Origin of the sequence: Nonomuraea sp. NPDC049758, assembly GCF_040674635.1 — a bacterium.
Classification (GTDB): Bacteria; Actinomycetota; Actinomycetes; order Streptosporangiales; family Streptosporangiaceae; genus Nonomuraea.
Genome location: NZ_JBFAMZ010000037.1, coordinates 35,539 through 60,751, shown reverse-complemented (window position 1 = coordinate 60,751; position 25,213 = coordinate 35,539). Strand labels below are relative to the sequence as shown.

The window sequence follows — 25,213 nt, the reverse complement described above, 5'->3', positions numbered from 1 at the left end:
TTCTTTTTTGATACCCCTCTACCCTTTGTGTTGGGGGTTTTTTTTTTTTTTTTTTAAATCCATGTTGCACTCCCTCTTGGGGGGGGGGAGGGGTTGACCCCGGCCGCCGCCTCTGGCGTGACTAGCTGCAACCCTCGGCCGGGGGCGCGGTCTCCGACAGCTTCAGGCCCTCGATGCCGCCGAACCACTTCTCCAGCAGCTGCTTCATGGTGCCGTTGTCCCAGATCTTCTTCACCGCGGTGTTGACGGCCTCACACGTCTTGGTGTCGCCCTTCTTCAGGCCGATGCCGTACTTCTCGTCGGTGAAGCCCTGGCCGAGCACCTTGAAGTTGCCGCCGGCCTGCTTGGCGAAGCCCGCCAGGATCAGGTCGTCGGTGGTGACGGCGTCGAGGTTGCTGCCCGACAGCTTCTGCACGCACTCGGAGTAGTTGGCCGCGTCGACGGTCGTGGCGTCGATGTCGAGCTTGCCGTCCGGGGGCGGGTCGGTGACGCGCTTGTAGGAGTTGGAGCCGGCCGCCTTGCAGATCTTCTTGCCCTTGAGGTCCTGCGGGGCGTTGATCGCGGCGTCGTCCTTGCGCACCATGATGTCCTGGTGCGCGATCACGTACGGGCCGCCGAAGGACACCTTCGCCTTGCGCTCCTCGGTGATGGAGTACGTGGCGAAGATGATGTCGACGGTGCCGTTCTGGAGGAAGGGCTCGCGGTTGGAGGAGGCCGACTCCTTCCACTCGATCTGGGCGTCCTTGCCGCCGTTCATCTCCTTCAGCACGGCCTTGGCGACGTCGACGTCGAAGCCCTCCGGCTCCGACCCCTTCTTCAAGCCCAGGCTCGGCTGGTCCCACTTGGTGCCGACCACGACCTTGCCGCCGTCCTGAACCTTCTCCAGGACGCTGGCGTAGGTCTTGTCACCGCCGCAGGCGGCCAGAGCGGCGAGCATGCCCACTCCCGTGACCACCGCTCCCAAACGACGCATGTGCATGTATACCTGCCTCAAAATCTCAGTGCGTGAGGATCTTCGAAAGGAAATCACGCGCGCGGTCGGTCTGCGCGTTGGTGAAGAACTCGTCGGGGGTGTTCTCCTCCACGATCTGCCCGTCCGCCATGAAGACCACCCGGTTGGCGGCCCGGCGGGCGAATCCCATCTCGTGCGTGACGACCATCATCGTCATGCCGTCACGTGCCAGCCCGATCATCACGTCGAGCACCTCCTGGACCATCTCCGGGTCCAGGGCCGAGGTGGGCTCGTCGAAGAGGATCATCTTCGGGTCCATGGCCAGCGCACGTGCGATCGCGACCCGTTGCTGCTGGCCGCCGGAGAGCTGGGCCGGGTACTTGTCCGCCTGCGCGGCGATGCCCACCCGTTCCAGCAGCTCCATGGCCCGCGCGTCGGCCGCCTGGCGGTCCTTGCGGCGCACCTTGATCGGGCCGAGCGTGACGTTCTCGCGGATGGTCTTGTGCGCGAACAGGTTGAAGGACTGGAACACCATGCCGACCTCGGACCGCAGCCTGGCCAGCCCCCTGCCCTCCTCGGGCAGCACCTGGCCGTCGAACACGATCCTGCCGTCGTCGATCGTCTCCAGGCGGTTGATCGTCCGGCACAGCGTGGACTTTCCACCGCCCGAAGGCCCGATGACCACCAGAACCTCGCCACGAGAGACGGTCAAGTTGATGTCCTTCAGGACGTGCAACGCCCCGAAGCGCTTGTTGACGCCCTCCAACTGAACGAGTGGAGTGGCGTCGCCGTTCTCCGTCATGGACCAAAACGGTAGAGGTCATTAAGACGCTGGTCACTAACCAGGTGGTACCGATCCGGTCACATCGTGCCGTCAAGCTGGTGTTTTAGACGGGGGCGGCTGCCGCGAGCCGGACAACGACTACCCTTGAACCTGCCATGACTGTGACCCAGGAGAGCGCCCGCACGTACGAAGTGCGCACATACGGGTGCCAGATGAACGTGCACGACTCCGAGCGCCTTTCCGGCCTGCTGGAAGACGCCGGCTACGTGCCGGCCCCCGACGGCCGGACGGCCGACGTCGTCGTGTTCAACACGTGCGCCGTGCGGGAGAACGCCGACAACCGCCTTTACGGAAACCTCGGCCACCTGCGGCCGGCCAAGATGGACAACCCGCGCATGCAGATCGCGGTGGGCGGCTGCCTGGCCCAGAAGGACCAGGGCGAGATCGTCCGCAAGGCGCCCTGGGTCGACGTCGTCTTCGGCACCCACAACATCGGATCCCTGCCGGTGCTGCTGGAGCGGGCCCGGGTGGCCGGCGAGGCGCAGGTCGAGCTGAAGGAGTCGCTGGAGGTCTTCCCCTCCACGCTGCCCACCAAGCGCGAGTCGGCCTACGCGGCGTGGGTCGCGATCTCGGTCGGCTGCAACAACACCTGCACGTTCTGCATCGTGCCGTCGCTGCGCGGCAAGGAGAAGGACCGCCGTCCCGGCGACGTCCTGTCCGAGGTGCGCACGCTCGTCGGCCAGGGCGTCCTGGAGGTGACCCTGCTCGGCCAGAACGTCAACACCTACGGCGTCGAGTTCGGCGACCGGCTGGCCTTCGGCAAGCTGCTGCGCGCCTGCGGCGACGTCGAGGGCCTGGAGCGGGTGCGCTTCACCTCGCCCCACCCGGCCGCCTTCACCGACGACGTCATCGCCGCCATGGCCGAGACGCCCAACGTCATGCACCAGCTGCACATGCCGTTGCAGTCGGGCTCCGACCGCGTGCTGAAGGCCATGCGCCGCTCCTACCGCGCCGAGCGCTACCTCGGCATCATCGAGCGGGTGCGGGCCGCCATGCCCGACGCGGCCATCTCGACCGACATCATCGTCGGCTTCCCCGGCGAGACCGAGGAGGACTTCCAGGCCACCCTCGACGTCGTCCGGCAGAGCCGCTTCGCCAACGCCTTCACCTTCCAGTACTCCATCCGTCCGGGCACCCCGGCGGCCACCATGGAGGACCAGATCCCGAAGGAGGTCGTCCAGGAGCGTTACGAGCGCCTGGTGGCCCTGCAGGAGGAGATCTCCTGGGAGGAGAACAAGAAGCAGGTCGGCCGCACGCTGGAGGTGCTGGTCGCCGAGGGCGAGGGCCGCAAGGACGACGCCACGCGCCGCCTGTCCGGCCGCGCCGCCGACAACAGGCTCGTGCACTTCGCGGTGGGCGAGGAGACCCCGAGGCCCGGTGACATGGTCACCGTCGAGGTCACCTACGCCGCCCCCCACCACCTGGTCGCCGACGGCGCGGTCCGGGCGGTGCGGCGCACGCGGGCCGGCGACGCCTGGGAGGCGCGCCAGGGCGCCCCGGCGAAGGGGCCCGGCGTGCTGCTCGGCATGCCGTCCGTCGGCCGCCCGGAGGCTCCCGCCCCGGCCGCCGGAGCCTGCTCGGCCCACTGAGCCACCGCGTTCCGACACCCCGCCGCTCCTTCGGGACGGCGGGGTGTTCCGCGTGGGTCAGCGCCTGAGACGGTCGAGGAAGCTGTAGCACGGCTGCCGGCGGAAGTCGTCGAACGTGGCGCACGGGTCGGGCCCGCCGGCCCGTACGGAGGGAGGCGGCGGCGGGGGAGGCGCCTGACGGTCCGGCTCGGGGACGACCCGTTCCCCGGGCGGCGCCTGCGGGGACGCGTGCGGAGCCGGACGGCGTACGGCGGCCCGCCGGGACGGACGCGGCGGCGCGACCAGCGGCGGACGCGTGGGAAGCGCCCTGGGCGCGAGCGGCGACGACAGCTCGCCCTTCACCGGCCTGCCCTTGCCCGGAGGGAGCGAGGGCTCGCCCGGCTCCGGCTCCGCCGTCGTGGGCCGGTCGGGCGCCGGCACGGCCTCCATCCACCCCGGCGACCAGGGGCCGGGCGACCAGGGGCCCGCGGACGGGGTGGGCGGCGCCGGTGACGGCTCGGCCACCGGCGAGCCCGCGATCTGCGAAGGAAAATACGATCTTGGGATAAGCGGTGTTTCCTGATCGAATTCACGGCGGATTTGCGGGCGCGATTCCGGAGAACTGGTGAATGCGAGGAAAATCCCGAGCCCGGCCGTGACGAGTACCCCGGCCGCCCCGGCCGCGGCGCCCAGCCGGGGACGGCCACCTGGGCAAACAGATCTTTGGGGGGACAAGTCGTGATTCCTTTGTGATTGGTGTGCGAGCATTCGGCTGATGCGGCTAGTGTGGTCCATCACCCGCGGAAGCCGGCGAGCTTTCCCCGATACGACCGCAGGGAGCTGCACCACCATGCATGATCCGACCGAGACGGATCGTCAGGAGATCCTCTCCGGGCCGGGCTCGTCCCCGAGACCCCCGGGCAAGAGCAGGAAGACCGCCGTCATCGCCGCATTCGCCCTCGTGGGCGTGCTCGCCGCGGGCGGCGCCGGCTACCTGCTGGCGGCCAAGCCCGGCCAGAGCACCCAGCAGGAGCAGGGCTCCGGCCGCCCGTCCCCGGCCACGAGCGCCGGCGACGAGGTGTTCGAGGCCGACGAGGACGCCACCATGGGCGACGCCACCACCGACGCCCCCGACGACGGCCTGCCCACCGACGGTTCCGACGACTCCGCCATGGGCGACGCCGTCACGGACACGGGCGGCGGCTCCGACCCCGCCGACAAGGGGTCGACCGGTTCCGACGGCACCGGCGGCACCGGCGGCACGACGCAGACGGGCACCGGCAAGAAGCCCGGCACGCCGTCCGCCAAGGCCCCGCAGCCGGACGGCGACAATCCCGCCGACGGCCCCGCCGGGGTGCTCAGCGGCCAGTGCGCCAAGAGCGGCTGCTGAGACACCGCCTCCAAGTGGCTCGCCCTTTCCGGCCGGTAATGGATCTGCTGGAGAGCCGGCCGTCCTCGTAGGGTGCCGGGCATGACGACTGACAGAGCGGCCACGTTGCGACGGCTGCACGTGCCCGGCAGCCCGCTGATCCTGCCCAACGTCTGGGACGCCGCCTCGGCGCGCGCGGTCCAGGAAGCCGGGTTCCCGGTGGTGGCCACCGGCAGCGCGGCCGTCTCCCGCGTGCTGGGGTACGCCGACGGCGAGAGCACGCCGGTCGGCGAGATGATGGCCGCCGTCGCCCGCATCGCCAGGGCCGTGGACGTGCCCGTGACCGCCGACGTCGAACGCGGTTACGGGCTCGCGCCGGCCGAGCTGGCCGAGCGGCTGGCCGAGGCCGGGGCGGTGGGCTGCAACGTGGAGGACTCCGACCCGCGTACCGGCGAGCTGGTCGACGCCGGGGCGCAGGCGGACTTCCTGGCCGGCATGCGGGCGGCCGCGGGCGACGCCCTGGTGATCAACGCCCGGGTCGACACCTACGTGCGGGGCCTGCGCGACCGGGCGGCGGCGGTGTCGCGCGGGCGGCGCTACCTGGAGGCCGGGGCCGACTGCGTGTACCCGATCACGCTGGCCGACGAGGGCGAGATCGCGGCCCTCGTCGGCGAGGTGGGCGGGCCGGTGAACATCCTGTTCCGGCCGAAGGCGCCGTCGTACGCGCGGCTGGCGGAGCTGGGGGTGGCCAGGATCAGCTTCGGCGGCGGCCTCCACCAGGCGGCCCACGCCTGCACCCAGGGCCTGCTCACCGCCATCGCGCAAGGCCGCGACCCCTACACGACCTGACCGCCGGGTCGGGGCGGGTGGCGCGTACGCTTGCGCTCGTGCTTGTCGCCGCGGCCGTCTGCCCGCAAACCCCGCTGATCGTGACCGGGCTGCCCGAGCTGCGCGCGGCATGTCGTACCGCGGTCGCCGCGCTCCGGGCCGCCCGTCCCGACGTGCTGGTCGTGGTGGGCGGCGCGGAGACGACCCGCTCCTACGACGGCGCCGCGGCGGGCACCCTGCGGCCCTGGGGCTTCGACATCATGGTGGGCGAGGGCGCGCCTGTGCTGCCGCTGTCCCTGACCGTCGGCCGCCGCCTCCTGAACGACCCCGAACAGCCCCCTGCCAACGACGCCGACGGGGTGCCCGCGCAGGCGGTCGCCTTTGATGCCGATCCGGCCGAGTGCCGGGCGATCGGTGCCGGGCTGGCCGCCCTCGGACGGGTCGCGCTGCTGGTCATGGCCGACGGCTCGGCCTGCCTGACCCCGCGGGCCCCGGGCCGGTACGACGAGGCGGCGGGGCCGTACGACGACGTGATCGCCGAGGCGGTCGGCAGGGCCGACGCGGCGGCGCTGGCCGCGCTCGACCCCGTCGAGGCCGACCGGCTCTGGGTGACCGGCCGCGCGGCCCTTCAGGTGCTGGCCGGCGCCGCCGAGGGGACGCCGCTGACCGGCACGCTGCTCATGCGGTCGTCGCCCTACGGCGTCGGCTACTTCACCGGCGTGTGGCGCTGACGAGGCGGCACCGGGAGGCGCGTCAAGCCTGGGGGCGGCGGGGGACGGGGATGCGCATCAGGTCGCGGGCGGTGATCACTTCGCCGTCGTAGCTGCGCCGCACCTCCGCCACGAACGCCGGCTCCTCGGCGAACCCGTACCGCTCGGAGAAGTGCGTGAGCACCAGCCTGCGCACCCCCGCGTCGGCCGCCACCACGCCCGCCTCGAACGCCGTCAGGTGCCCGTACTCCTTGGCCAGCGCGCTCTCGGCGGACAGGAACGTCGACTCGATCACCAGCAGGTCGGCCCCGAAGGCCAGCTCGAACACGGCGTCGCACAGGCGGGTGTCCATGACGAACGCGGCGCTCTGCCCCGGCCTGGGCTCGCTGCACTCGGCGAGCGTGACGCCCCGGACCGAGCCGGTGCGCTGGAGCTCGCCGACCTCCGGGCCGCGGATGCCGTGGCGGGCCAGCCGGTCGGGAAGCATGCGGCGGCCGGGCGGCTCCTGGACGCGGTAGCCGTACGACTCGACGGGGTGGGACAGGCGGCGGGCGATCAGCGGCCCCACCCCGGCCAGCGCGCCGGAGACCGGATGCTCCTCGATCACCTTCGTGTCGGCGAACGCGGCCGCGTGCCGCAGCCTGCGCCAGTACGTCTCGCCGGCGGCGGGGAAGACCGCGCGCACCGGATGGCGCACCCGGTCGCGGGCGATGCGCTGCACGACCCCGGGCACGCCCAGGCAGTGGTCGCCGTGGAAGTGGGTCACGCACAGCCAGTGGACGTCGTTCGCGCTCAGCCCGGCGTGCAGCATCTGCCGCTGCGTGCCCTCGCCCGGGTCGAAAAGGTAGCCTTGCCCGTCCCAGCGCAGAAGGTACCCGTTGTGGTTACGGTGTCGGGTGGGCACCGCGCTGGAGGTGCCCAGCACCACGAGTTCACGTGAGGACATGATGACCACGCAGTCCACGCTGTCCACGGTCGCGTTCGCCGAGGTGCCGACGCCGGTCGGCCCGTTCGTCCTGGCCGTCACCGAGCGGGGGCTGGTCGCCTCGGGATGGGGGTCGCCCGCCGGACTGGCCGGCCGGCTCGGCCTGGCTGAGGTTCATGATGCGGATCGTACGGCCTGCGCGGTCGCCGAGCTGAACGCCTATTTCGCCGGCGAGCTGCGCACGTTCAGCACCCCCGTGGACTGGCGGCTGATGACCGGCTCCCGGCTGCAGGTGCTCCAGGCCCTGCACCGCGTCCCGTACGGCACCGCCGTCACCTACGGCGAGCTGGCCCGGCAGGCCGGGTCGAGCGTGCCCGCCCGCGGCATCGGCTCGATCATGGGCTCCAACCCGATCCCCATCATCGTGCCCTGCCACCGGGTGGTCGCGGGCAACGGGCTGGGCGGGTTCAGCGGCGGCGTGGGGGTCGAGACCAAGCGCTGGCTGCTGACCCACGAGGGATACCTCCAGCCGACGCTCCTCGACCTGTAGGTGGTCCGTCCACACCCGGACAGTTGACACACTGGTCGGTGTGCGCCAGCAGCCAGTCATCGCCGTCGTGGGCCCCACGGCGGCCGGGAAGTCCGATCTCGCCGTCGACCTCGCGCTCCGGCTCGGGGGCGAGTGCGTCAACGCCGACTCCATGCAGCTCTACCGCGGCATGGACATCGGCACGGCCAAGCTCACCCCCGCCGAGCAGCGCGGCGTCCCGCACCATCTGCTGGACATCTGGGACGTCACGGTCACGGCCAGTGTCGCCGAGTACCAGCGGCTGGCCAGGGAGCTGTTCGCGAAGATCGACGTCCCGGTGCTGGTGGGCGGCAGCGGCCTCTATGTCCGGGCGGCCCTCGACGACCTGGAGTTCCCCGGCACCGACCCGGTGATCAGGGCCCGGCTGGAGGCGGAGCTGGCCGAGCGCGGCCCGGCCCCCCTGTACGAGCGGCTGCGCGAGCTCGACCCGCCCGCCGCCGAGGCGATCCTGCCGAGCAACGGCCGCCGCATCGTGCGCGCGCTGGAGGTGATCGAGCACTCCGGCCGGCCGTTCTCGGCCACCATGCCGTCCTACGACGCCGTCTATCCGAGCGTGCAACTCGGCCTGGAGGTGCCGCGGCCCGTGCTCGACGAGCGCATCGAGCTGCGGGTCGAGCGCATGTGGGCGGCGGGCCTGGTCGAGGAGGTCCGCGCGCTGCTCGGGCAGGGCCTGGCCGAGGGGCGCACGGCGGGCCGCGCGCTCGGCTACGCCCAGGTCATCCGGTTCCTGGAGGGGGAGTGGACCGAGGAGCAGGCGTTCGCCGAGACGGTCAGGGCCACCAGGCGCTTCGCCCGCCGCCAGGAGTCGTGGTTCCGCCGCGACCCGCGGGTGCGCTGGCTCCCGTACGACGCCCCCGACCTGCTTGAACGATCCCTGGCGCACATCGCCGACCCGGGTGCGGCATAAACTCAGGCAATGCGGTTTCTCAAGGGGCACGGCACCGAGAACGATTTCGTCATCCTGCCCGATCCCGACGACGGCGTGGAAGTGACGGCCGCGCTCGTGGCCAAGATCTGTGACCGGCGGGCCGGGATCGGCGCCGACGGCGTGCTCCGGGTCGCCAGGACCAAGCAGCACGCCGAGGTGGCCGAGCAGGCCGCGGTGGCCGACTGGTTCATGGACTATCGCAACGCCGACGGCAGCGTCGCGGAGATGTGCGGCAACGGCGTACGCGTCTTCGCCCGCTACCTGGTGGACGCGGGGCTGGTGGAGGGGACGGAGTTCTGCCTGGCCACCAGGGGCGGCCCGCGCCGGGTCCGGGTCGAGCCCAACGGCGACATCACGGTCGACATGGGCAAGCCTGCCGTGCTGGGCGAGAGCGTGGCGGGCGTCGGCGGCCACGAGTACCCCGGTCTCCACGTCGACATGGGCAACCCCCACCTGGCCTGCGCGATCGGCGACCCGGTCGTCCAGCTCGACCTCAGCCACCAGCCCGGCTTCGACACCGGGGTGTTCCCGGCGGGCGTCAACATCGAGCTGTTCAACCCGGTCGGCGTCAGCCGCGTGGTGATGCGGGTCTACGAGCGCGGCTCGGGCGAGACGCGGTCCTGCGGCACCGGAGCCGTGGCGACCGCCGTGGCCGCCGCGCACATGTCCGGCGACACCACCGGCACCTGGACCGTCGAGGTCACCGGCGGCTCGCTGACCGTCATCCTCGACGAGGACACGAGCTACCTGTCCGGCCCGGCGGTGATCCTGGCGAGCGGCGAGCTGATGCTTGCAGAATGATGTTCTCCTGAGGGATGCTGGGTCCACTTTCCGAACCGAGGAGGGGTTGAGGATGGCGGACCCGCGTACCACGGCGGTCCAGGTCAAGGCGCCGATCGGCCAGTACGGCGGCGGCTTCATGGTCTCCCGCGAGGCCAAGGCCGTCTGCGAGCAGCACGGGCTCGGCCCGCGCGAGCTGTACTTCCGCGGGCGCTGCGGGGTGCTCGGCGAGTGCCACGCCGACGTGGTCACCTCGGTGGCGGTCTTCTTCCCCGCCGCCCACGTCGAGGAGAGCTGGAACGGCGGCAGGAAGATGCCCGTCGAGCAGGCCGTCGAGCTCTACACCGAGGCGTGCAGGCAGTGGGGCCGGCGCAAGCTCGGCGGCCACGACGGCTGCGCCCGGATCGCCGAGCTGCTCGAACCGGTCGTCGCGCAGGCCTCGCCGGTGGGCGCGCCGCTGTTCGCCGGCTGGCGGGCGGTTCCGCTGCCGGACGACCCGCCGGCGCGCGCCGTCCAGCTCATGCACGTCCTGCGCGAGCTGCGCGGGGGCCTGCACGCCAACGCCGTGCTCGCGGCCGGCCTGCACCCCCTGGAGGCCACGCTCGCCGCCGTCCACGACACCACCCCCTTCGGCTACGCCGACGGCGTGACGATCGCCAGGTTCTTCACCTGGCCCGAGCCCTACGCCACCCCCGGCCCCGACGTCGTGGCACGGCGGGCCCAGGTCGAGGAGACCACCGACGACCTGATGGCCCCGGCCTTCTCGGTCCTGCGCGACAACGAATCGGACGAGCTGATCGAGCTTCTGCGTTTTGGGCACGCTCGTTGACCTGGCAGACTGACTGCCCATGGACGTGGACATCTGGGCCTGGGTCGGCGAAACCCAGCAGCAGCTTTCCGAGGCGGGCAACGTTGGCCTCGCCATGGCGCTGGGAGACCTTCCCGCACAGGCCTACGAGGGCCGGTATCCGCAGCTCGACGTGATGGCCCCGGCCATCGCCCAGCAGGCCGAGACGCTGGAGCTGCCCTGGCTGGAGTTCTACGCCCGCTACTGGCACCTCATGGGCCGCATCGGCGACCGGGCCCAGGGCGCGGTGGCCATCGACGACGCGCGGCAGCTGCTCACGTTCGCCCAGCGCGAAGACGTGCGCGACTGCCCGGCCACCCCGGCCGCCGTCGAGGCGATGGCCGTCGTGTGGGCCAACACCGACGGCCCCGGCTACGCCGGTGACCGCCTGGAGACGGTGGGCGCCTTCCTGGAGGGCATGAGCCCGGAGCGGCCCGCCTTCAGCGGCCTGGTCACCCAGTACGTCGCGGCGCTCGTCGACGCGGGCAAGGCCGGCGAGGCCGTCGCCTACGCCGAGTCCGCGGTCGAGCGGCTGCGCACGGCCGGTCGCGAGGCGAGCTGGGAGCTCGGCGCCGAGGGCGCCCGCGCCCTGCTGGCCGCCGGCCGGGCCGACGACGCGCTGGCCGCCCTGCAGGCCGCCGCCGACTTCGCCCCCGACGACCCGCCCGCCAAGGCCCACCGCGAGGGCGTGCGCCGCGCGCTCATCCTGGCCGAGCTCGGCCGCACGGCCGAGGCCGTCGACGCGCTGCCCGACCTCGACGTGGTCGGCGAGCACCCGCGGGTCTTCGTCGAGTGGTCGCGCGCGGTCGCCAAGCTGGCCGGATCCTCCCAGATCACCAACACCTGGCAGCTCGGCCGGGTGCTGCGCCAGTGGATCGACTACTTCGGCATGATGGGCGGCTACCGCGCCCGCGTCGAGCTCGCGCTGGTCGCGGGCGAGCTGGCCCTCGCCAGGAACGGCGTGTGGCAGGCCCGCCTGCTGGCCGACCTGGCCGAGTCCGGCGCGGCGGAGTTGCGCGGCGAGACCGGCGACCTGACCGAGCGCGTCGCCGCGCTGCGGGCCGCCGCCGACGCCACCTCCGAGCCCGCGGCCCCCGGGCCCCTGACCGAGCGGGTCGGCCTGTTCGACGCCGCCGACGGCTTCAACGCCGACCCCGAGAAGTGGGTGGGCTGGCTCGCGCCGCTGTCCGGCGAGGACCTGGAGGCCACCCGCCGCCACACCACCACGCTGGGCTTCCTCGGCTTCCCCGCGGCGGGCGCCGACATCTACTGGAAGCTGCTGGTCGACTCCGGCGACATCGCCTCGGCCGACCCCGACGACATCGCCTACCTGACCACCCTGCTCATCGAGGCCCGCCAGGACGAGCGGCTGGAGCAGATGGCCGCGCTGCTGCCGCACGCCGCCCAGTACCTCGCGCTGGCCAGGCTCCACAGCGCCCGCGAGCGCTGGCCGGAGACGCTCGACGCCGCCGAGCACGCGGTCGCGGCCGGGGCCGGCATCGAGGCCAGGCGCCTGCTGTCCGGCGCGGCCCAGCAGCTCGACCACAACGACAGGGCCGCCGGCGTCCTGGCCGAGGTGCTCGACGAGCTGACCGACGAGGACGTCTGGCGCATGGTCGTCATGGCCACCTCGGCGGAAGACTGGGACACCGTGCGCAAGGGCGCGGCCAGGATCGGCATGCCGATCAAGTCCAAGCAGGGCCCGATCGAGGAGGAGATGGGCCTGATCCGGCTCATCCTCCCGGCGCCCGACGGCGGCCAGCGCCAGGTGTTGTCCATCCGCACCGGCCCGGCTACCGCCCGGCTGGCGCTGCCGCAGCCGCGCGGCATGGACTACAACGCCGGCGACCTGGTCGTGTTCGACCCGCAGCTGCTGGAGCCCGTCCCGGAAGACCCGCAGGAGCAGCAGAACTTCGTGCCGCCGTTCGCGGCCGTGCGCATCCTGCGTCCCGGCGGTTACACCAGCTACTTCTTCGACGGCGCCGCGCCGAGCGAGGAGGACTGGGCGGAGTTCACCGAGGTCATGGCCGAGCGCGGCTGGCCGATGTGGGTCTACAGCGACGAGAACTACACCGTCACCCACCCGACCAGCGGCGAGTCGCTGCCGGGCGTGTTCGGCTGGGTCGCGGTGCCGCCGGACGTGTCGGCCGCCGAGGTCGACGCCCTGCTCGACGACGCCACCGAGCGCTGGGTGCACCCGCTGGCCTGGCTCGACCTGGCCCGCGAGATCGACGTCGAGGTCGAGCGGCACGAGCGCATCGTCAAGGAATACGGGCTCTGACGTGCTGGAGCGCTTCAGCCTCGACGGCAAGGTCGCCATCGTCACGGGCGCATCGTCGGGGCTGGGCGTGGCCTTCGCCCGCGGGCTGGCCGAGGCCGGCGCCGACGTCGTGATCGGCGCCCGGCGCGCGGACCGGCTGGCGGAGACCGGGCGCCTGGTCGAGGAGACCGGGCGCCGCTGCCTCCCGGTCCCGACCGACGTGGCGGCGCCGGAGGAGTGCGACGCGCTGGTCGCCGCGGCCGTGGCCGAGTTCGGCGCGGTCGACGTGCTGATCAACAACGCGGGGGTCGGCACCGCCGTGCCCGCGCTGCGCGAGCGGCCCGAGGAGTTCCGCCGGGTGGTGGAGATCAACCTGCACGGCACGTACTGGATGGCACAGGCGTGCGCGCGGGTGATGCGGCCGGGCTCGTCGATCGTGAACATCGGCAGCATCCTCGGCGCGACCACCGCCGGGCTGCCGCAGGCCGCCTACAGCGCGTCGAAGGCGGCCGTGGCCGGGCTCACCCGCGACCTGGCCCAGCAGTGGACGGCCCGGCGCGGCATCCGGGTCAACTGCCTGGAGCCGGGGTTCTTCGCCTCGGAGATGACCGAGCAGTACCCGCCCGGCTACCTGGAACGCATGCTGGAGCTGCGGGTGCCGATGAAACGGCCCGGCGATCCGGCCGAGCTGGTGGCGGCGGCGGTCTTCCTGGCCTCCGACGCCTCGTCGTACGTCACCGGTGTCACGCTGCCCGTGGACGGCGGCATCCTGATCACCTAGACGGTCCTTCTAGTACGTTGTCGGGAATGACCGCCCCCTTCGTACGTTCCTACCGTCCGGCCGATCTGGCCGCCGTCTACGACGTCTGCGTGCGCACGGCCGACGCCGGTGGCGACGCCCGCGGCCAGTACGCCTCCGACCTGCTCATGGGCGACATCTTCGCCGCCCCCTACGTCACCCTGGAGCCCGAGCACGCCCACGTCGTGGACGACGGCACCGGCCAGGCCGTCGGCTATGTCGTGGGCACCGCGGACACGGCGGCGTTCGTCCGCCGCTACCGCGAGGAGTGGATCCCGGCGGCCGCGGCCCGCTGCCCCCTTCCCGCCGACCCGCCGGTCACCGCGGACGACGTGATGCTCGCCCTGCACCACCGGCCCGAGCGCATGCTGGTGCCCGAGCTGGCCGGCCATCCCGCCCACCTGCACATCGACCTGCTGCCCGGCTGGCAGGGCAAGGGCTGGGGACGCCGGCTCATGAGCGCCTTCGTCGACGGTCTGCGCGCCGCCGGGGTGCCGCGGCTGCATCTGGGGATGGTCAGCACGAACGCGCCCGCGCGGGCGTTCTACGACCGGCTCGGCTTCGCGGAGCTGGCGGTGGCCGACGCCGGGCCGGTGACGTACCTGGGACGGGACACCTCGCCGCTCGGCTAGCACTTGTCCGCGGGGAGCCAGGGCCTTATGTTCGTTGCGTAGTCCGGTGCGTGTTGCGTATTAAGGAACAACCGGAGGCGTGATGGGTCGGCCGCGCGTGGTGATCATCGGAGCCGGGATCGTGGGGTGCGCGGTGGCAGACGAGCTCACCGAGCGCGGCTGGAGCGACGTCACCGTGGTGGAGCAGGGCCCGCTCTTCGCCGCGGGCGGCTCCAGCTCGCACGCCCCCGGCCTGGTCTTCCAGACGAACCCGTCCAAGACCATGACCGAGTTCGCCGCCTACACCGTGCGCAAGTACACCGCGCTCGGCGCCCACTGCTTCCGGCAGGTCGGCGGCCTGGAGGTGGCCACCACCCCCGAGCGCTGGACCGACCTGCACCGCAAGCTCGGCTGGGCGCAGTCGTGGGGCGTCGAGGGCCGCCTGCTGGACGCCGCGCAGTGCGCCGAGCTGTGGCCGATGCTGGACCGCGGCCGGGTGCTGGGCGGCTTCCACGTGCCGAGCGACGGCCTGGCCGCCGCCGTGGCCTGCGGCGAGACGCAGGCGGCGCGAGCCGCCGAACGGGGAGCGCGCTTCCTCGGCGGGCACACCGTGACCGGCGTCGAGCAGCAGGGCGGCCGGGTCACCGGCGTCTCCTGCCTGGCCGCCGGGGAGTACCGGACGATCCCGGCCGACGTGGTCGTGTGCGCGGCCGGATTCTGGGGCCCGTCGATCGGCGAGATGGCCGGGCTGACCGTGCCGCTGCTGCCGCTGGCCCACCAGTACGCGAAGTCCGGCCCCCTGCCCCCGCAGCCCGAGGGCCCCATCCTGCGCCACCAGGACCGCGACCTGTACGCCCGGCAGCACGGCGACCGCATCGGCATCGGCTCCTACGCCCACCGCCCCATGCCGGTCGCCCAGCACGAGATCGGCCCCAAGGGCACCACCATGCCCTCGGTCCAGTCGTTCACCGAGGAGGACTTCGAACCCGCCTGGCGCGACGCCGCCGAGCTGCTGCCCGCCCTGGCCGGCTCCAAGTACGAGGACGGCATCAACGGCGTCTTCTCCTTCACCGCCGACGGCTTCCCGCTGATCGGCGAGGCGCCGCACCTGGACGGGTTCTGGCTGGCCGAGGCCGTCTGGGTGACGCACTCGGCCGGGGTGGCCAGGGCGGTCGCCGAGCTGCTGGTGACCGGCCGGTCGCAGGTGGACCTGCACGAGTGCGAGCCGGCCAGGTTCGAGCAGGCGCAGCTGTCGCCCGCCTACGTCGAGGAGCGCGGCAGGCAGAACTTCGTCGAGGTCTACGACGTCATCCACCCGTTGCAGCCCATGGAGTCGCCGCGGCCGATGCGGACCAGCCCGTTTCATCCGCGTCAGGTGGAGCTGGGCGCGTACTTCCTGGAATCGGCCGGATGGGAACGGCCGCACTGGTTCGAGGCGAACGAGCCGCTGCTCGCCGGCCTCGAAGAGCCGCGGATCGGCGCCGACCGGCGGGACGCGTGGGCCGGCCGCTACTGGTCGCCCATCGCGGCCGCCGAGGCGTGGGCCACCCGCGAGCGGGTCGCGCTCTACGACATGACCTCGCTCAAGCGCATCGAGGTCAGCGGTCCGGGCGCGGCGGCCTTCCTCCAGCACATGACCACCAACAACGTGGACAAGAAGCCCGGCACGGTCACCTACACCCTGCTGCTGGACGCCGGCGGCGGCATCCGCTCCGACCTCACGGCGGCGCGGCTGGCCGAGGACAGGTTCCAGCTCGGCGCGAACGGCAACCTCGACCTCGACTGGCTGACCCGGCACGCCCCCCGCGGGGTGCACATCAGGGACATCACGCCCGGCACCTGCTGCGTCGGCGTGTGGGGGCCGCAGGCCAGGGAGCTGGTGCAGGGGCTCACGGACATGGACCTGTCCAACGAGGGCTTCCGCTACTTCACCTGCCGGTCCGGGTACGTCGGGCAGGTGCCGGTGCTCGCGATGCGCGTCTCGTACGTGGGCGAGCTGGGCTGGGAGCTCTACACCGGCGCCGACATGGGGCTCAAGCTGTGGGACACGCTGCGGTCCGCCGGGACGCCGGTCGCGGGCGGGCGGGCCGCGTTCAACAGCCTCCGGCTGGAGAAGGGGTACCGGCTCTGGGGCGTGGACATGACCACCGAGCACGACCCGTACGAGGCCGGGCTGGGCTTCGCGGTCAAGGAGGACAAGGACTTCCACGGCCGCGACGCGCTGCGCGCCGAACCGTCCCGCAGGCTCGTGCCGCTGCTCAGCGCCGAGGTGGTCATGGGCAAGGAACCGGTCCGGCACGCCGGCCGCGTCGCCGGGTACGTCACCAGCGCCGCGTACGGGCACACCATCGGCCGTCCGATCGCCTACGCCTGGCTGCCGGCCGAGCTGGCCGGACCGGGGACGCGGGTGGACATCTCGTACTTCGGCCGCCGCGTGCCCGCGGAGGTCGCCGCCGAGCCGCTGTTCGACCCCCGGATGGAGAAGATCAGACGTTGACCCACCCCGGCTTCCTCTGGCGCAACCCCGATCCGCGGCCCTCCTACGACGTGGTCGTCGTGGGCGGCGGCGGGCACGGCCTGGCCACCGCCTACTACCTGGCCAGGAACCACGGCCTGACGAACGTCGCCGTCCTGGAGAAGGGCTGGCTGGCCGGCGGCAACATGGCCCGCAACACCACCATCATCCGCTCCAACTACCTGTGGGACGAGAGCGCCGCCCTCTACGAGCACTCGCTGAAGCTGTGGGAGGGCCTGAGCGCGGAACTGGACTACGACCTGCAGTTCAGCCAGCGCGGCGTGCTCAACCTGGCGCACAACCTGCACGACGTGCGCGAGGGCAGGCGGCGGGTCAACGCCAACCGGCTCAACGGCGTGGACGCCGAATGGCTGGACGCCGACGAGGTCAGGAAGTTCTGCCCGATCGTCAACGTCTCCGGCCGGGCCCGCTACCCCGTCCTGGGGGCCACCTTGCAGCGGCGCGGCGGCATCGCCAAGCACGACCACGTCGCCTGGGCGCTGGCCCGCCAGGCCGACGCGTACGGCGTGGACCTGATCCAGGGCTGCGAGGTGACCGGGTTCGAGATCACCGGCAACCGGGTGACCGGCGTGCGCACCTCGCGCGGGCCCATCGCGGCGGGCACGGTGGCGCTCGCCTCGGCCGGGCACACCTCGGTCCTGGCCGAACGGGCCGGGATCCGGCTGCCGCTGCAGTCGCACCCGCTCCAGGCGCTGGTGTCGGAGCTGCTGGAGCCGGTGCTCGACTGCGTCGTCATGTCCAACGCCGTCCACGTGTACGTCAGCCAGGCGCACAAGGGCGAGCTGGTCATGGGGGCGGGCATCGACGCGTACAACTCCTACGGGCAGCGCGGCGGGTGCCACGTGATCGAGGCGCAGATGGCGGCGGCCCTGGAGCTGTTCCCGCTGTTCAGCCGGGTCCGCGTGCTGCGGACGTGGGCCGGGATCGTGGACGTCTCGCCGGACGCCTCCCCGATCATCGGCGCCACCCCCGTGGACGGCCTCTACGTCAACGCCGGGTGGGGCACCGGCGGCTTCAAGGCGACCCCCGGCTCCGGCTGGGTGTACGCCGACACGATCGCCAACGGCCGGCCGCACCCGCTCGCCGAGCCGTTCGCGCTGGAGCGGTTCACCACGGGCGCGCTCGTGGACGAGCACGGCGCGGCGGCGGTGGCCCACTGATGCTGCTCCTCGACTGCCCCCACTGCGGCCCCCGCGACGAGACCGAGTTCCACTACGGCGGCCAGGCCGGGATCCCCTACCCGCAGGCCCCGGGCGAGCTCTCCGACCAGGAGTGGGCCGCCTACGTCTTCCTGCGCGACAACCCCAAGGGCTGGTTCCGCGAACGCTGGTTCCACACGCACGGCTGCCGGACCTGGTTCACCGTCGAACGGCACACGGTCACGCACGAGATCAGGAAGGCGCCATGAGGTTCACCTTCGACGGCCGTCCCCTCCAGGGGGAACCGGGCGACACGCTGGCCGCCGCGCTGCTGCGCAACGGGGTGCGGGTGGTGGGCCGGGGTGTGGAGTCCGGCCGCCCGCGCGGCGTCTTCTCGGCCGGTCCCGAGGAGCCGAACGCCCTGGTCCGCGTGGGCGCCGACCCGATGCTGGCGGCCACGACCGTGGAGCTGTACGACGGGCTGGAGGCGTGGAGCCTGCGCGGCAAGGGCCGGGTGGACCTCGACGCGGCCGACGACCGGCGCTGCGACAAGGGGTACCTGCACTGCGACGTGCTGGTGGTCGGCGGCGGCCCGGCCGGGCTGGCGGCGGCCGCCGCGGCGCGCGCGGCCCGGGTGATCCTGCTCGACGACCAGCCCCGCCTCGGCGGCGACCTGCTGAACAGCCGGGTGCTGCTCGACGGCGCGCCCGCGCTCGACTGGGTGGACTCGCTCGACCTGTCCGGCGTGCGGGTGCTCACCAGGACCACGGCCGTCGGCTACCACGACCACAACTACGTGGTGGCCGTCGAGCGGCGGGCGCGCGGCGAGCGGCTGTGGCACATCAGGGCCCGCCGGGTCGTCCTGGCGACCGGCGCCCACGAGCGTTCGCTCGCCTTCCCCGGCAACGACCGGCCCGGCGTCATGCTGGCCTCGGCCGCCCGCGCCTACGCCAACCGGTACGGCGTGCTCCCCGGCCGCCGCGCGGTCGTCCTGGCCTGCGCAGACTCCGGCTACGAGGCCGCCGCGGACCTGCGGGCGGCCGGCGTGGAGATCGCCGCGATCGTCGATCCGCGCCCCGAAGGACTCACCCCCGACGCCCTGGCCGGGCAGGTGATCACCGGCACCACGGCCGGCGCGGACGGCGTGCTGACCGGCGTGCGGGTGGGGGAGCGGCACATCGAGGCCGACCTGCTGGCCGTGGCGGGCGGCTGGAACCCCGCCGTGCACCTGTTCAGCCAGTCGCAGGGACGGGTGCGCTTCGACGAGGGGGTGCAGGCGTTCGTCCCGGACGTCTCGGCGCAGGCCGAATGCTCCGCCGGCGCCTGCCGCGGCCGGTACGGCACCCGCGAGGCCATCGCCGACGGCCACGCCGCCGGCCGGGAGGCCGCCGGATCCGCCGCCCGCGAACTCCGCGTGCCCGACTGCGACGAGCGCCCCCCGCGGCCACCTGCGGCGTTGTGGCTGGTCGAGGGGGACGGCGACGAGCCCGCCTTCGCCGACCTGCACCGCGACGTGACCGTGGCCGACCTGGCCAGGGCGACCGGCGCCGGGATGCGCTCGGTCGAGCACGTCAAGCGCTACACCACCGCGGGCACCGGCGCCGACCAGGGCAAGACGTCGGGGACGGTCGTCGTGGGCGTGATGTCGGCGCTGCTCGGGACCGCGCCGGGGCAGGTGGGCACGACCACGTTCCGGCCGCCGTACACGCCGGTGTCGTTCGCGACGCTGGCCGGGCGCGACCGCGGCGCGCTCTCCGACCCGGTCAGGACCACCGCCATGCACGCCGCGCACGTCGCGGCGGGCGCGGCGTTCGAGGACGTCGGCCAGTGGAAGCGCCCCCGCTACTTCCCGCTGGACGGCGAGACCATGGAGGCCGCCGTGGCGCGCGAGTGCCGGGCCACCCGCACCTCCGTCGCCGCCATGGACGCCTCCACCCTGGGCAAGATCGACATTCGGGGCGCGGACGCGGGCGCGTTCCTGGACCGGATCTACACCAACATGTACTCCACGCTCGCCGTCGGCGCCTGCCGCTACGGGCTCATGTGCCGGGCCGACGGCATGGTGTTCGACGACGGCACCACGACCAGGCTCGCCGAGGACCGCTACCTGATGACCACGACCACCGGCAACGCCGCCGCGGTGCTCGACTGGCTGGAGGAGTGGCACCAGACCGAGTGGCCGGGGCTCGACGTCTCCTTCACCTCGGTGACCGACCACTGGGCGACGGTCGCCGTGGCCGGCCCCAAGGCGCGGCGGGTGATCGCCGCCGTCGCGCCCGGCGCGCTCGGCCTGCCCTTCATGCGCTACGCCGAGACGGACGTGCTCGGCGTGCCCGGCCGGGTGTTCCGGATCAGCTTCTCCGGCGAGCTGGCCTACGAGGTCAACGTGCCCTGGCCGTACGGCAGGGCGTTGTGGGCGGCGGTGCTGGAGCTGGGCGCGGTGCCGTACGGGACCGAGGCGATGCACGTGCTGCGGGCCGAGAAGGGGTTCGCCATCGTCGGCCAGGAGACCGACGGCACGGTCACGCCGCAGGACCTCGGCATGTCGTGGATCGTCTCCGCGCGCAAGCCCGACTTCGTGGGCAGACGCTCGCACGCCCGACCCGACACCGCCCGCGAGGGCCGCAAACGCCTGGTCGGCCTGCTCGCCGACGACCCCGCGGCGCCGATCGAGGAGGGCGCCCAGCTCGTCAGGGGCGGGCCGGGCGCGCCCATGCTGGGGCACGTCACCTCCGGCTACGCCAGTGCGGCGCTCGGCCGGACGTTCGGGCTGGCCATGGTCAGGGACGTCGTGCCCGGGGACCGGCTCACGGCGGTGTCGGGGGCGGCGGCCACCGGCGTGACGGTCGTCGAGCCGGTGCTGTACGACCCGGACAACACCCGCCGTGACGGCGACCCCCTGGAGGCGGACGCGCCCGCGGTGCTCGGGGGCGTTCCGGCGCGGGAGAGCCCGGCGGCGGCGTTCGCCGACCGGTTCGCGGCGGCGAGCGGGCCGTCGGTGCGGCTGCGCGAGCTGCCGTTCGAGCCGATGTGGGAGGTCAGGGGCGCCGATCCCGGCGTGGGCCTGCGGCTCGGCCCGTCGTGGTGGCTGGTGACCGGGGACGCCGCGCCGGGGCCCGGCTGGGTGGACGTCTCGGGGCAGCGGACGATCCTGGAGCTGTCCGGGCCGGCGGCGGAGGACGTCCTGATCACCGGCTGTCCCGTGGACCTGCATCCCGACGTGTTCCCCGGGCACGCGCAGACGCTGCTGGGCCGGGCCTCGGTGATCCTGGAACGGCGGGCGGCCGGCGAGTACCGGATCCACGTCAGGTCGTCGTTCACCGCGTACCTGGCAGAGTGGCTCTTGGACGCCCTTTTGGCGTTATAAGACCATTTAAGGGTACTTGCTATACCTAGACTTTACGAAAACCGAAGTCTGGGGGATCACGTGCGCACACGCGCGTTCACGGCCGGTCTGGCCATGGTGACGATGCTGGCCGGCTGCGGCGGCCTGGAGGCGCAGTCGGGCGGCCCGGACCCGGCCAAACCGGACTCCGCGTCGGTCTCGGACGCCCGCAAGAAACTGGACAAGCTCAAGGTCAAGGGACGTGCCCCGCGCACTGGCTTCGACCGCGACGAGTTCGGCCCCGCCTGGGCCGACGTCGACCACAACGGCTGCGACACCCGCAACGACATCCTCAAGCGCGACCTGAAGGACGAGACGTTCAAGTCGGGCACCCACGACTGCATCGTCCTCACCGGCACCCTGGACGACCCCTACAGCGGCAAGACCATCAAGTTCAAGCGCGGCCAGGACACCAGCACGGCCGTCCAGATCGACCATCTGGTGCCGCTGTCGGACGCCTGGCAGAAGGGCGCGCAGCAGTGGTCGCCCACCAAGCGCAGGGAGTTCGCCAACGACCCGCTGAACCTGCTGGCGGTGGACGGCCCGCTGAACAACCAGAAGAGCGACTCCGACGCGGCCACCTGGCTGCCGCCGCGCAAGGCGTACCGGTGCGCCTACATCGCCCGCCAGATCGACGTGAAGAGCAAGTACGACGTCTGGATCACCGACGGCGAGAAGAGTGCGATGGAAGGCATACTCAAGGACTGCTGAGGGCCTCGCCGGGGGCGGTCAGCGTCAGCTCCACACGGGCCCCGCCGCCCTCGGGCGCCGAGACGGCGAGCGTGCCGCCGCACGACTCGGCGGTGCGCCGCGCGATGTCCAGCCCCAGGCCGGTCGAGCCGCCCCCGCTGATCCCCCGCTCCAGCGACCCCGGGTCGAACCCCGGCCCCGAGTCCTCGACGACCAGCAGGGCCCCGCCCGGCCGGGACGACAGCCGCACGGCCATGGCGGTCCCCTCCGGGGTGTGCGCGAACACGTTGCCGAGCAGCGCGTCCACGCACGCGGCCAGCTCCTCGCCGCCGACGGCGACCGGCGCGGGCGCGTCGGGCAGCGACACCGACACCGGCCGCCCCTGGTCCTCGGCCAGCACCGACCAGAACCGCACCCGCTCGCGCACCACCTCGGCCGCGTCGCACGAGCCGCGCCCGGCCGAGCGCCGCCGCGCCTCGGTGATGACCGCGCTGACCGCCCGCTCCAGCGCGTCCACCCTGTTCTGGACCCGGGCGGCCTCCTCCGGGTCGCGCAGCGACTCGGCCTCCAGCCGCAGCCCGGTCAGCGGCGTGCGCAGCCGGTGGGACAGGTCGGCGACCGACTCGCGCTCGGCGGCCAGCAGGTCGCCGATGCGCCCGGCCAGATGATTGAGCGCCAGCGCCACCGACCGCACCTCCGGCGGCCCGCCCGGCTCGGCCCGCGCGCTCAGGTCGCCGCCGGCCAGCCGGTGCGACACGCGGGCCAGCCCGACCACGGGCCTGGTCACGGCCAGCGCCAGCCGGTCGGCCAGCACGATGCCGAGCACCATGAGCCCCAGCCCGAGCACGAGCAGCGCCAGCCAGGCCGCCCGCACGCCGTGCGTCAGCTCGTCGTCCGGCACGAACACCCTGATCACGGCCGTGCCGTCAGGGGACTGCGCCGAGACCAGCACCTCCCGGCCGCCGGGGGCGACGGCGGTCACGCTGCGGCCCGTGGCGGCCAGCCGCACGGCGTCGGAGCGGGCGGCGGGCGCGCCCATCGTGCCCCCGCCGGGCAGGAACACCGTCACCCGCCGCGGCACCTGCTCCACGGCCAGCGGCAGGTCGGACGTGCCGACCGCGACCGCGACGGACTCGGCGGCGGCGGTGGCCCGGCTCATCGCGCCGTTCTCGGCCACGGTGCCGATCAGCAGCGCCATCGGCACCAGCAGGGCGATCAGCACGAGCGACGTCGTCGCCGCCACCAGCAGCGCCAGCCAGCGCCTCACGACGGCCCGACCAGCTTGACCCCGACGCCTCTGACGGTGTGCAGGTAGCGGGGCTCGGCCGCGGTCTCGCCGAGCTTCCTGCGCAGCCACGACAGGTGCACGTCCACGGTCTTGTCGGCGCCGCCGTACGGCAGCCGCCACACCTCCGTCAGCAGCTCGCGCTTGGTGACCACCTCGCCGGGCCGGGCCGCGAGGAAGTGCAGCACGTCGAACTCGCGCGGCGTGAGGTCGAGTGACACGCCGTCGAGCGTGGCCGTGCGCGCCCGGGGATCGACTCGCAGCCCGCCCACGGCCAGCGGCTCGGGCGCGGCCTCGCCCGCGCGCCGCAGCACCGCCCGCACCCGGGCGTCGAGCTGCCGGGCGCTGTACGGCTTGACCACGTAGTCGTCGGCCCCCGCGTCCAGGACGGGCACCATCTCGGCGTCGCCGTCGCGGGCGGTCGCCACGATCACCGGCACCCGGCTCACCGCCCGCAACATGCGCAGCAGCTCGACGCCGTCGAGGTCGGGCAGGCCCAGGTCGAGCACGATCAGGTCGGGACGGTCCTGCACGGCCAGCCGCAACCCCTCCAGCGCGGTCGGGGAGGAGGAGACCGCGTGGCCGAGATCGCGCAGGCCCCGGCTCAACGACGTCCGGATGGTCACGTCGTCCTCGATGAGCAGGATGTCAGCCATACACCCAAACCGTAGACGGTCCGTGGTGATGCACCGAGCATCGTTAGCGTCGCCTTAACCTGCGCTTAGCCGTACGTGGGGGAGGGTGGGAGCATGAAGCGTCTCGTGCTGGCCTGGGCTGTCACCGCGGCCGCCGCGACCGGGGCGGCCGTGGCCGTGCTCGGCCTGCTCGGAACCGGGGTGACCGGCACGTCCAGCCGCGTGCTCAGCGGGCCGGAGGTGCGCGCCGCGCTCTCCACCGCCACCGCGCGCGCCGCCACGCCCATGCCGCGGACGTCCGCCCGCGCCCAGGACCGGCTCATGCGCACCGAGGCCGGCACGGTGATCGCCTCCTGCTCCGGCGGCCTGGTCACCCTGCGCTCCTGGAGCCCGGCCCAGGGCTACTCTGTGGACGGCGTCCAGCCCGGCCCGGCCCGCGAGGCGAAGGTCGAGTTCGAGCCGGAGGACGGCGAGGAGGTCGAACTCAAGATCTTCTGCACCCCCGACGGCCCCGCCACCCGCTGACCGGCCCGCCGGCGCGGACGCGTCACCGACCTCCGCGGACTTCCAGCGCCCCCAGCAGCTCCTCGGACGCCCTGGTGATCGCCTCCACGGCCCGGTCGAACGCCTCGGCGTTGTGGGCGGCCGGGGCCCGGAATCCGGAGATCTTCCTGACGTACTGGAGCGCGGCGGCCCGCACGTCGTCCTCGGTCACGCTCTCGGCGTACGGCGGCCGCAGGGTCTTGATGCTTCTGCACATGCTCTCAACGGTAATAGCCGATGCGCTGGCTTATCTCCCTCGCGCCCGCGGCCAGCAATTCACCGACCTCGGGCAGCCGCTCGGGCGTGAGCCGGTACGACGGCCCGGACGCGCTGACCGCGGCCACCACCGAGCCGTCGGCCCCCCTGATCGGCGCCGCCACCGCGTTCAGCCCGACCTCCAGCTCCTCCACCGTGGCCGCCCAGCCGCGCCGCCTGATCTCCTCCAGGCCCAGGCCGTCCGGGGAGGTGACGGTGCGGGGGGTGTAGCGCTCCAGCTCGCCGGCCAGGCGCAGGGCGCCGAAGGCGAGCAGCACCTTGCCGCTGGAGGTGGCGTGCGACGGGGTGCGCTGGCCGACCCAGTTGTGGCCGCTGATCGCCGCCGGGCCGCGCACCTGGCTGATGTTGACCGTGTCGCCGTCCTGGGGAACCGCGATGTTGACGGTCTCGCCGACCGCCTCGGCCAGCCGCAGGCACACCTCGCGGCCCTCCCTGGACAGGTCGAGCTGGGCCGTGGCCGCGCCGGCCAGCCGTACGACGCCGAACCCCAGCCGGTAGCGCCCCCGGTCGCCGCTCTGCTCCACCAGCCCGCCCTGCTCCAGGGCGGCCAGCAGCCGGAACGCGGTGGACTTGTGCACGTCGAGCTCGACCGCGAGGTCCGTCACCCGGGTGGCGCCCTCGCGGGCCAGGATCTCCAGGATCGCGATGGCCCGGTCGACGGACTGAACCGTCGTGCTGTTGCTCACAGCGCAACAGAATAGCCGCCGGAGCCGG

Annotated in this window: 25 protein-coding genes; 17 read left to right on the top strand and 8 right to left on the bottom strand. The window is 73.1% G+C overall.

Features of this window, described 5'->3' with window-relative positions; all coding sequences use genetic code 11:
• Nucleotides 1-121: 121 nt before the first annotated feature.
• Both AB0J46_RS48935 and AB0J46_RS48930 read right to left on the bottom strand, forming a co-directional pair.
• Entirely contained in the window at nucleotides 122-973 is an 852-nt protein-coding gene (locus AB0J46_RS48935) for a glutamate ABC transporter substrate-binding protein (protein WP_364343360.1), read from the bottom strand.
• Between the two features lie 25 nt (nucleotides 974-998).
• Nucleotides 999-1,754: an amino acid ABC transporter ATP-binding protein gene (locus AB0J46_RS48930; RefSeq protein WP_358291921.1), complete on the bottom strand. Its 756-nt coding sequence runs from the start codon at nucleotides 1,752-1,754 to the stop codon at nucleotides 999-1,001.
• Nucleotides 1,755-1,891: 137 nt separating this feature from the next.
• Here AB0J46_RS48930 and miaB point away from each other — a divergent pair, with 137 nt between their 5' ends.
• Complete coding sequence (miaB, locus tag AB0J46_RS48925) at nucleotides 1,892-3,385, top strand: tRNA (N6-isopentenyl adenosine(37)-C2)-methylthiotransferase MiaB (protein WP_364343357.1); 1,494 nt, start codon at nucleotides 1,892-1,894, stop codon at nucleotides 3,383-3,385.
• Nucleotides 3,386-3,442: 57 nt separating this feature from the next.
• Here miaB and AB0J46_RS48920 read toward each other — a convergent pair whose 3' ends face one another.
• Entirely contained in the window at nucleotides 3,443-3,889 is a 447-nt protein-coding gene (locus tag AB0J46_RS48920) for a hypothetical protein (protein ID WP_364343354.1), read from the bottom strand.
• A gap of 325 nt (nucleotides 3,890-4,214) precedes the next feature.
• On the opposite strand from AB0J46_RS48920, the gene AB0J46_RS48915 reads away from it, so the two are divergent.
• The 3 genes from AB0J46_RS48915 (at nucleotide 4,215) to AB0J46_RS48905 (ending at nucleotide 6,292) form a co-directional block, all read left to right on the top strand.
• A complete protein-coding gene (locus AB0J46_RS48915) occupies nucleotides 4,215-4,754 on the top strand; it encodes a hypothetical protein (protein WP_364343351.1) in 540 nt (179 codons plus the stop codon).
• 81 nt (nucleotides 4,755-4,835) lie between these two features.
• Complete coding sequence (locus tag AB0J46_RS48910) at nucleotides 4,836-5,582, top strand: isocitrate lyase/phosphoenolpyruvate mutase family protein (RefSeq protein WP_364343348.1); 747 nt, start codon at nucleotides 4,836-4,838, stop codon at nucleotides 5,580-5,582.
• Nucleotides 5,583-5,620: 38 nt separating this feature from the next.
• Nucleotides 5,621-6,292, top strand: coding sequence for a hypothetical protein (locus AB0J46_RS48905; RefSeq protein WP_364343345.1), 672 nt, complete (start codon nucleotides 5,621-5,623; stop codon nucleotides 6,290-6,292).
• Nucleotides 6,293-6,314: 22 nt separating this feature from the next.
• On the opposite strand, the gene AB0J46_RS48900 is transcribed toward AB0J46_RS48905, so the two are convergent.
• Nucleotides 6,315-7,217 carry a ribonuclease Z gene (locus AB0J46_RS48900; RefSeq protein WP_358291932.1) on the bottom strand — a complete coding sequence of 301 codons (903 nt, stop codon included), beginning with the start codon at nucleotides 7,215-7,217 and terminating at the stop codon, nucleotides 6,315-6,317.
• Here AB0J46_RS48900 and AB0J46_RS48895 point away from each other — a divergent pair.
• The 12 genes from AB0J46_RS48895 to AB0J46_RS48840 all read left to right on the top strand — a co-directional run bounded on the left by AB0J46_RS48895 (nucleotide 7,216) and on the right by AB0J46_RS48840 (nucleotide 21,781).
• Nucleotides 7,216-7,746 carry a methylated-DNA--[protein]-cysteine S-methyltransferase gene (locus tag AB0J46_RS48895; protein ID WP_364343341.1) on the top strand — a complete coding sequence of 177 codons (531 nt, stop codon included), beginning with the start codon at nucleotides 7,216-7,218 and terminating at the stop codon, nucleotides 7,744-7,746. The genes AB0J46_RS48900 and AB0J46_RS48895 overlap by 2 nt on opposite strands.
• A gap of 40 nt (nucleotides 7,747-7,786) precedes the next feature.
• Entirely contained in the window at nucleotides 7,787-8,692 is a 906-nt protein-coding gene (gene miaA / locus AB0J46_RS48890) for a tRNA (adenosine(37)-N6)-dimethylallyltransferase MiaA (protein WP_358291935.1), read from the top strand.
• Nucleotides 8,693-8,701: 9 nt separating this feature from the next.
• Complete coding sequence (gene dapF / locus AB0J46_RS48885) at nucleotides 8,702-9,514, top strand: diaminopimelate epimerase (RefSeq protein ID WP_352352416.1); 813 nt, start codon at nucleotides 8,702-8,704, stop codon at nucleotides 9,512-9,514.
• A gap of 52 nt (nucleotides 9,515-9,566) precedes the next feature.
• Nucleotides 9,567-10,322, top strand: coding sequence for a hypothetical protein (locus tag AB0J46_RS48880; RefSeq protein WP_364343337.1), 756 nt, complete (start codon nucleotides 9,567-9,569; stop codon nucleotides 10,320-10,322).
• Nucleotides 10,323-10,341: 19 nt separating this feature from the next.
• Nucleotides 10,342-12,621: a tetratricopeptide repeat protein gene (locus AB0J46_RS48875; RefSeq protein WP_364343334.1), complete on the top strand. Its 2,280-nt coding sequence runs from the start codon at nucleotides 10,342-10,344 to the stop codon at nucleotides 12,619-12,621.
• A 1-nt stretch (nucleotide 12,622) separates the two neighbouring features.
• A complete protein-coding gene (locus AB0J46_RS48870; protein WP_358291943.1) occupies nucleotides 12,623-13,381 on the top strand; it encodes a glucose 1-dehydrogenase in 759 nt (252 codons plus the stop codon).
• Nucleotides 13,382-13,407: 26 nt separating this feature from the next.
• On the top strand, nucleotides 13,408-14,031 hold the full coding sequence (locus AB0J46_RS48865; protein WP_364343331.1) for a GNAT family N-acetyltransferase: 624 nt from the start codon (nucleotides 13,408-13,410) through the stop codon (nucleotides 14,029-14,031).
• Nucleotides 14,032-14,113: 82 nt separating this feature from the next.
• Nucleotides 14,114-16,507, top strand: coding sequence for an FAD-dependent oxidoreductase (locus AB0J46_RS48860; protein WP_364343328.1), 2,394 nt, complete (start codon nucleotides 14,114-14,116; stop codon nucleotides 16,505-16,507).
• Complete coding sequence (locus tag AB0J46_RS48855) at nucleotides 16,504-17,706, top strand: sarcosine oxidase subunit beta family protein (RefSeq protein WP_364343325.1); 1,203 nt, start codon at nucleotides 16,504-16,506, stop codon at nucleotides 17,704-17,706. Before AB0J46_RS48860 ends, AB0J46_RS48855 begins: the two co-directional genes overlap by 4 nt.
• Nucleotides 17,706-17,954 (top strand): sarcosine oxidase subunit delta, encoded by a 249-nt coding sequence (locus AB0J46_RS48850; RefSeq protein WP_358291951.1) that lies wholly within the window; start codon nucleotides 17,706-17,708, stop codon nucleotides 17,952-17,954. The genes AB0J46_RS48855 and AB0J46_RS48850 overlap by 1 nt, the downstream gene beginning before the upstream one ends.
• Nucleotides 17,951-21,052 carry a 2Fe-2S iron-sulfur cluster-binding protein gene (locus tag AB0J46_RS48845; protein WP_364343321.1) on the top strand — a complete coding sequence of 1,034 codons (3,102 nt, stop codon included), beginning with the start codon at nucleotides 17,951-17,953 and terminating at the stop codon, nucleotides 21,050-21,052. The genes AB0J46_RS48850 and AB0J46_RS48845 overlap by 4 nt, the downstream gene beginning before the upstream one ends.
• Before the next feature lie 60 nt (nucleotides 21,053-21,112).
• On the top strand, nucleotides 21,113-21,781 hold the full coding sequence (locus tag AB0J46_RS48840) for an HNH endonuclease family protein (RefSeq protein WP_364343318.1): 669 nt from the start codon (nucleotides 21,113-21,115) through the stop codon (nucleotides 21,779-21,781).
• On the opposite strand, the gene AB0J46_RS48835 is transcribed toward AB0J46_RS48840, so the two are convergent.
• Entirely contained in the window at nucleotides 21,768-23,027 is a 1,260-nt protein-coding gene (locus AB0J46_RS48835) for a HAMP domain-containing sensor histidine kinase (protein WP_364343315.1), read from the bottom strand. The two genes, AB0J46_RS48840 and AB0J46_RS48835, sit on opposite strands and share 14 nt — an antisense overlap.
• Nucleotides 23,024-23,701, bottom strand: a complete 678-nt coding sequence (locus AB0J46_RS48830; protein WP_352322768.1) for a response regulator transcription factor — start codon at nucleotides 23,699-23,701, stop codon at nucleotides 23,024-23,026. The genes AB0J46_RS48835 and AB0J46_RS48830 overlap by 4 nt, the downstream gene beginning before the upstream one ends.
• Before the next feature lie 93 nt (nucleotides 23,702-23,794).
• Between AB0J46_RS48830 and AB0J46_RS48825 the strand changes: the two genes are divergently transcribed.
• Nucleotides 23,795-24,205, top strand: coding sequence for a hypothetical protein (locus AB0J46_RS48825; RefSeq protein ID WP_352322769.1), 411 nt, complete (start codon nucleotides 23,795-23,797; stop codon nucleotides 24,203-24,205).
• Nucleotides 24,206-24,227: 22 nt separating this feature from the next.
• Here the strand turns inward: AB0J46_RS48825 and AB0J46_RS48820 are convergent, their stop codons facing one another.
• Complete coding sequence (locus AB0J46_RS48820; RefSeq protein WP_352322770.1) at nucleotides 24,228-24,440, bottom strand: DUF2277 domain-containing protein; 213 nt, start codon at nucleotides 24,438-24,440, stop codon at nucleotides 24,228-24,230.
• A 4-nt stretch (nucleotides 24,441-24,444) separates the two neighbouring features.
• Nucleotides 24,445-25,185, bottom strand: coding sequence for an IclR family transcriptional regulator (locus AB0J46_RS48815; RefSeq protein WP_358291960.1), 741 nt, complete (start codon nucleotides 25,183-25,185; stop codon nucleotides 24,445-24,447).
• Nucleotides 25,186-25,213 lie beyond the last annotated feature (28 nt).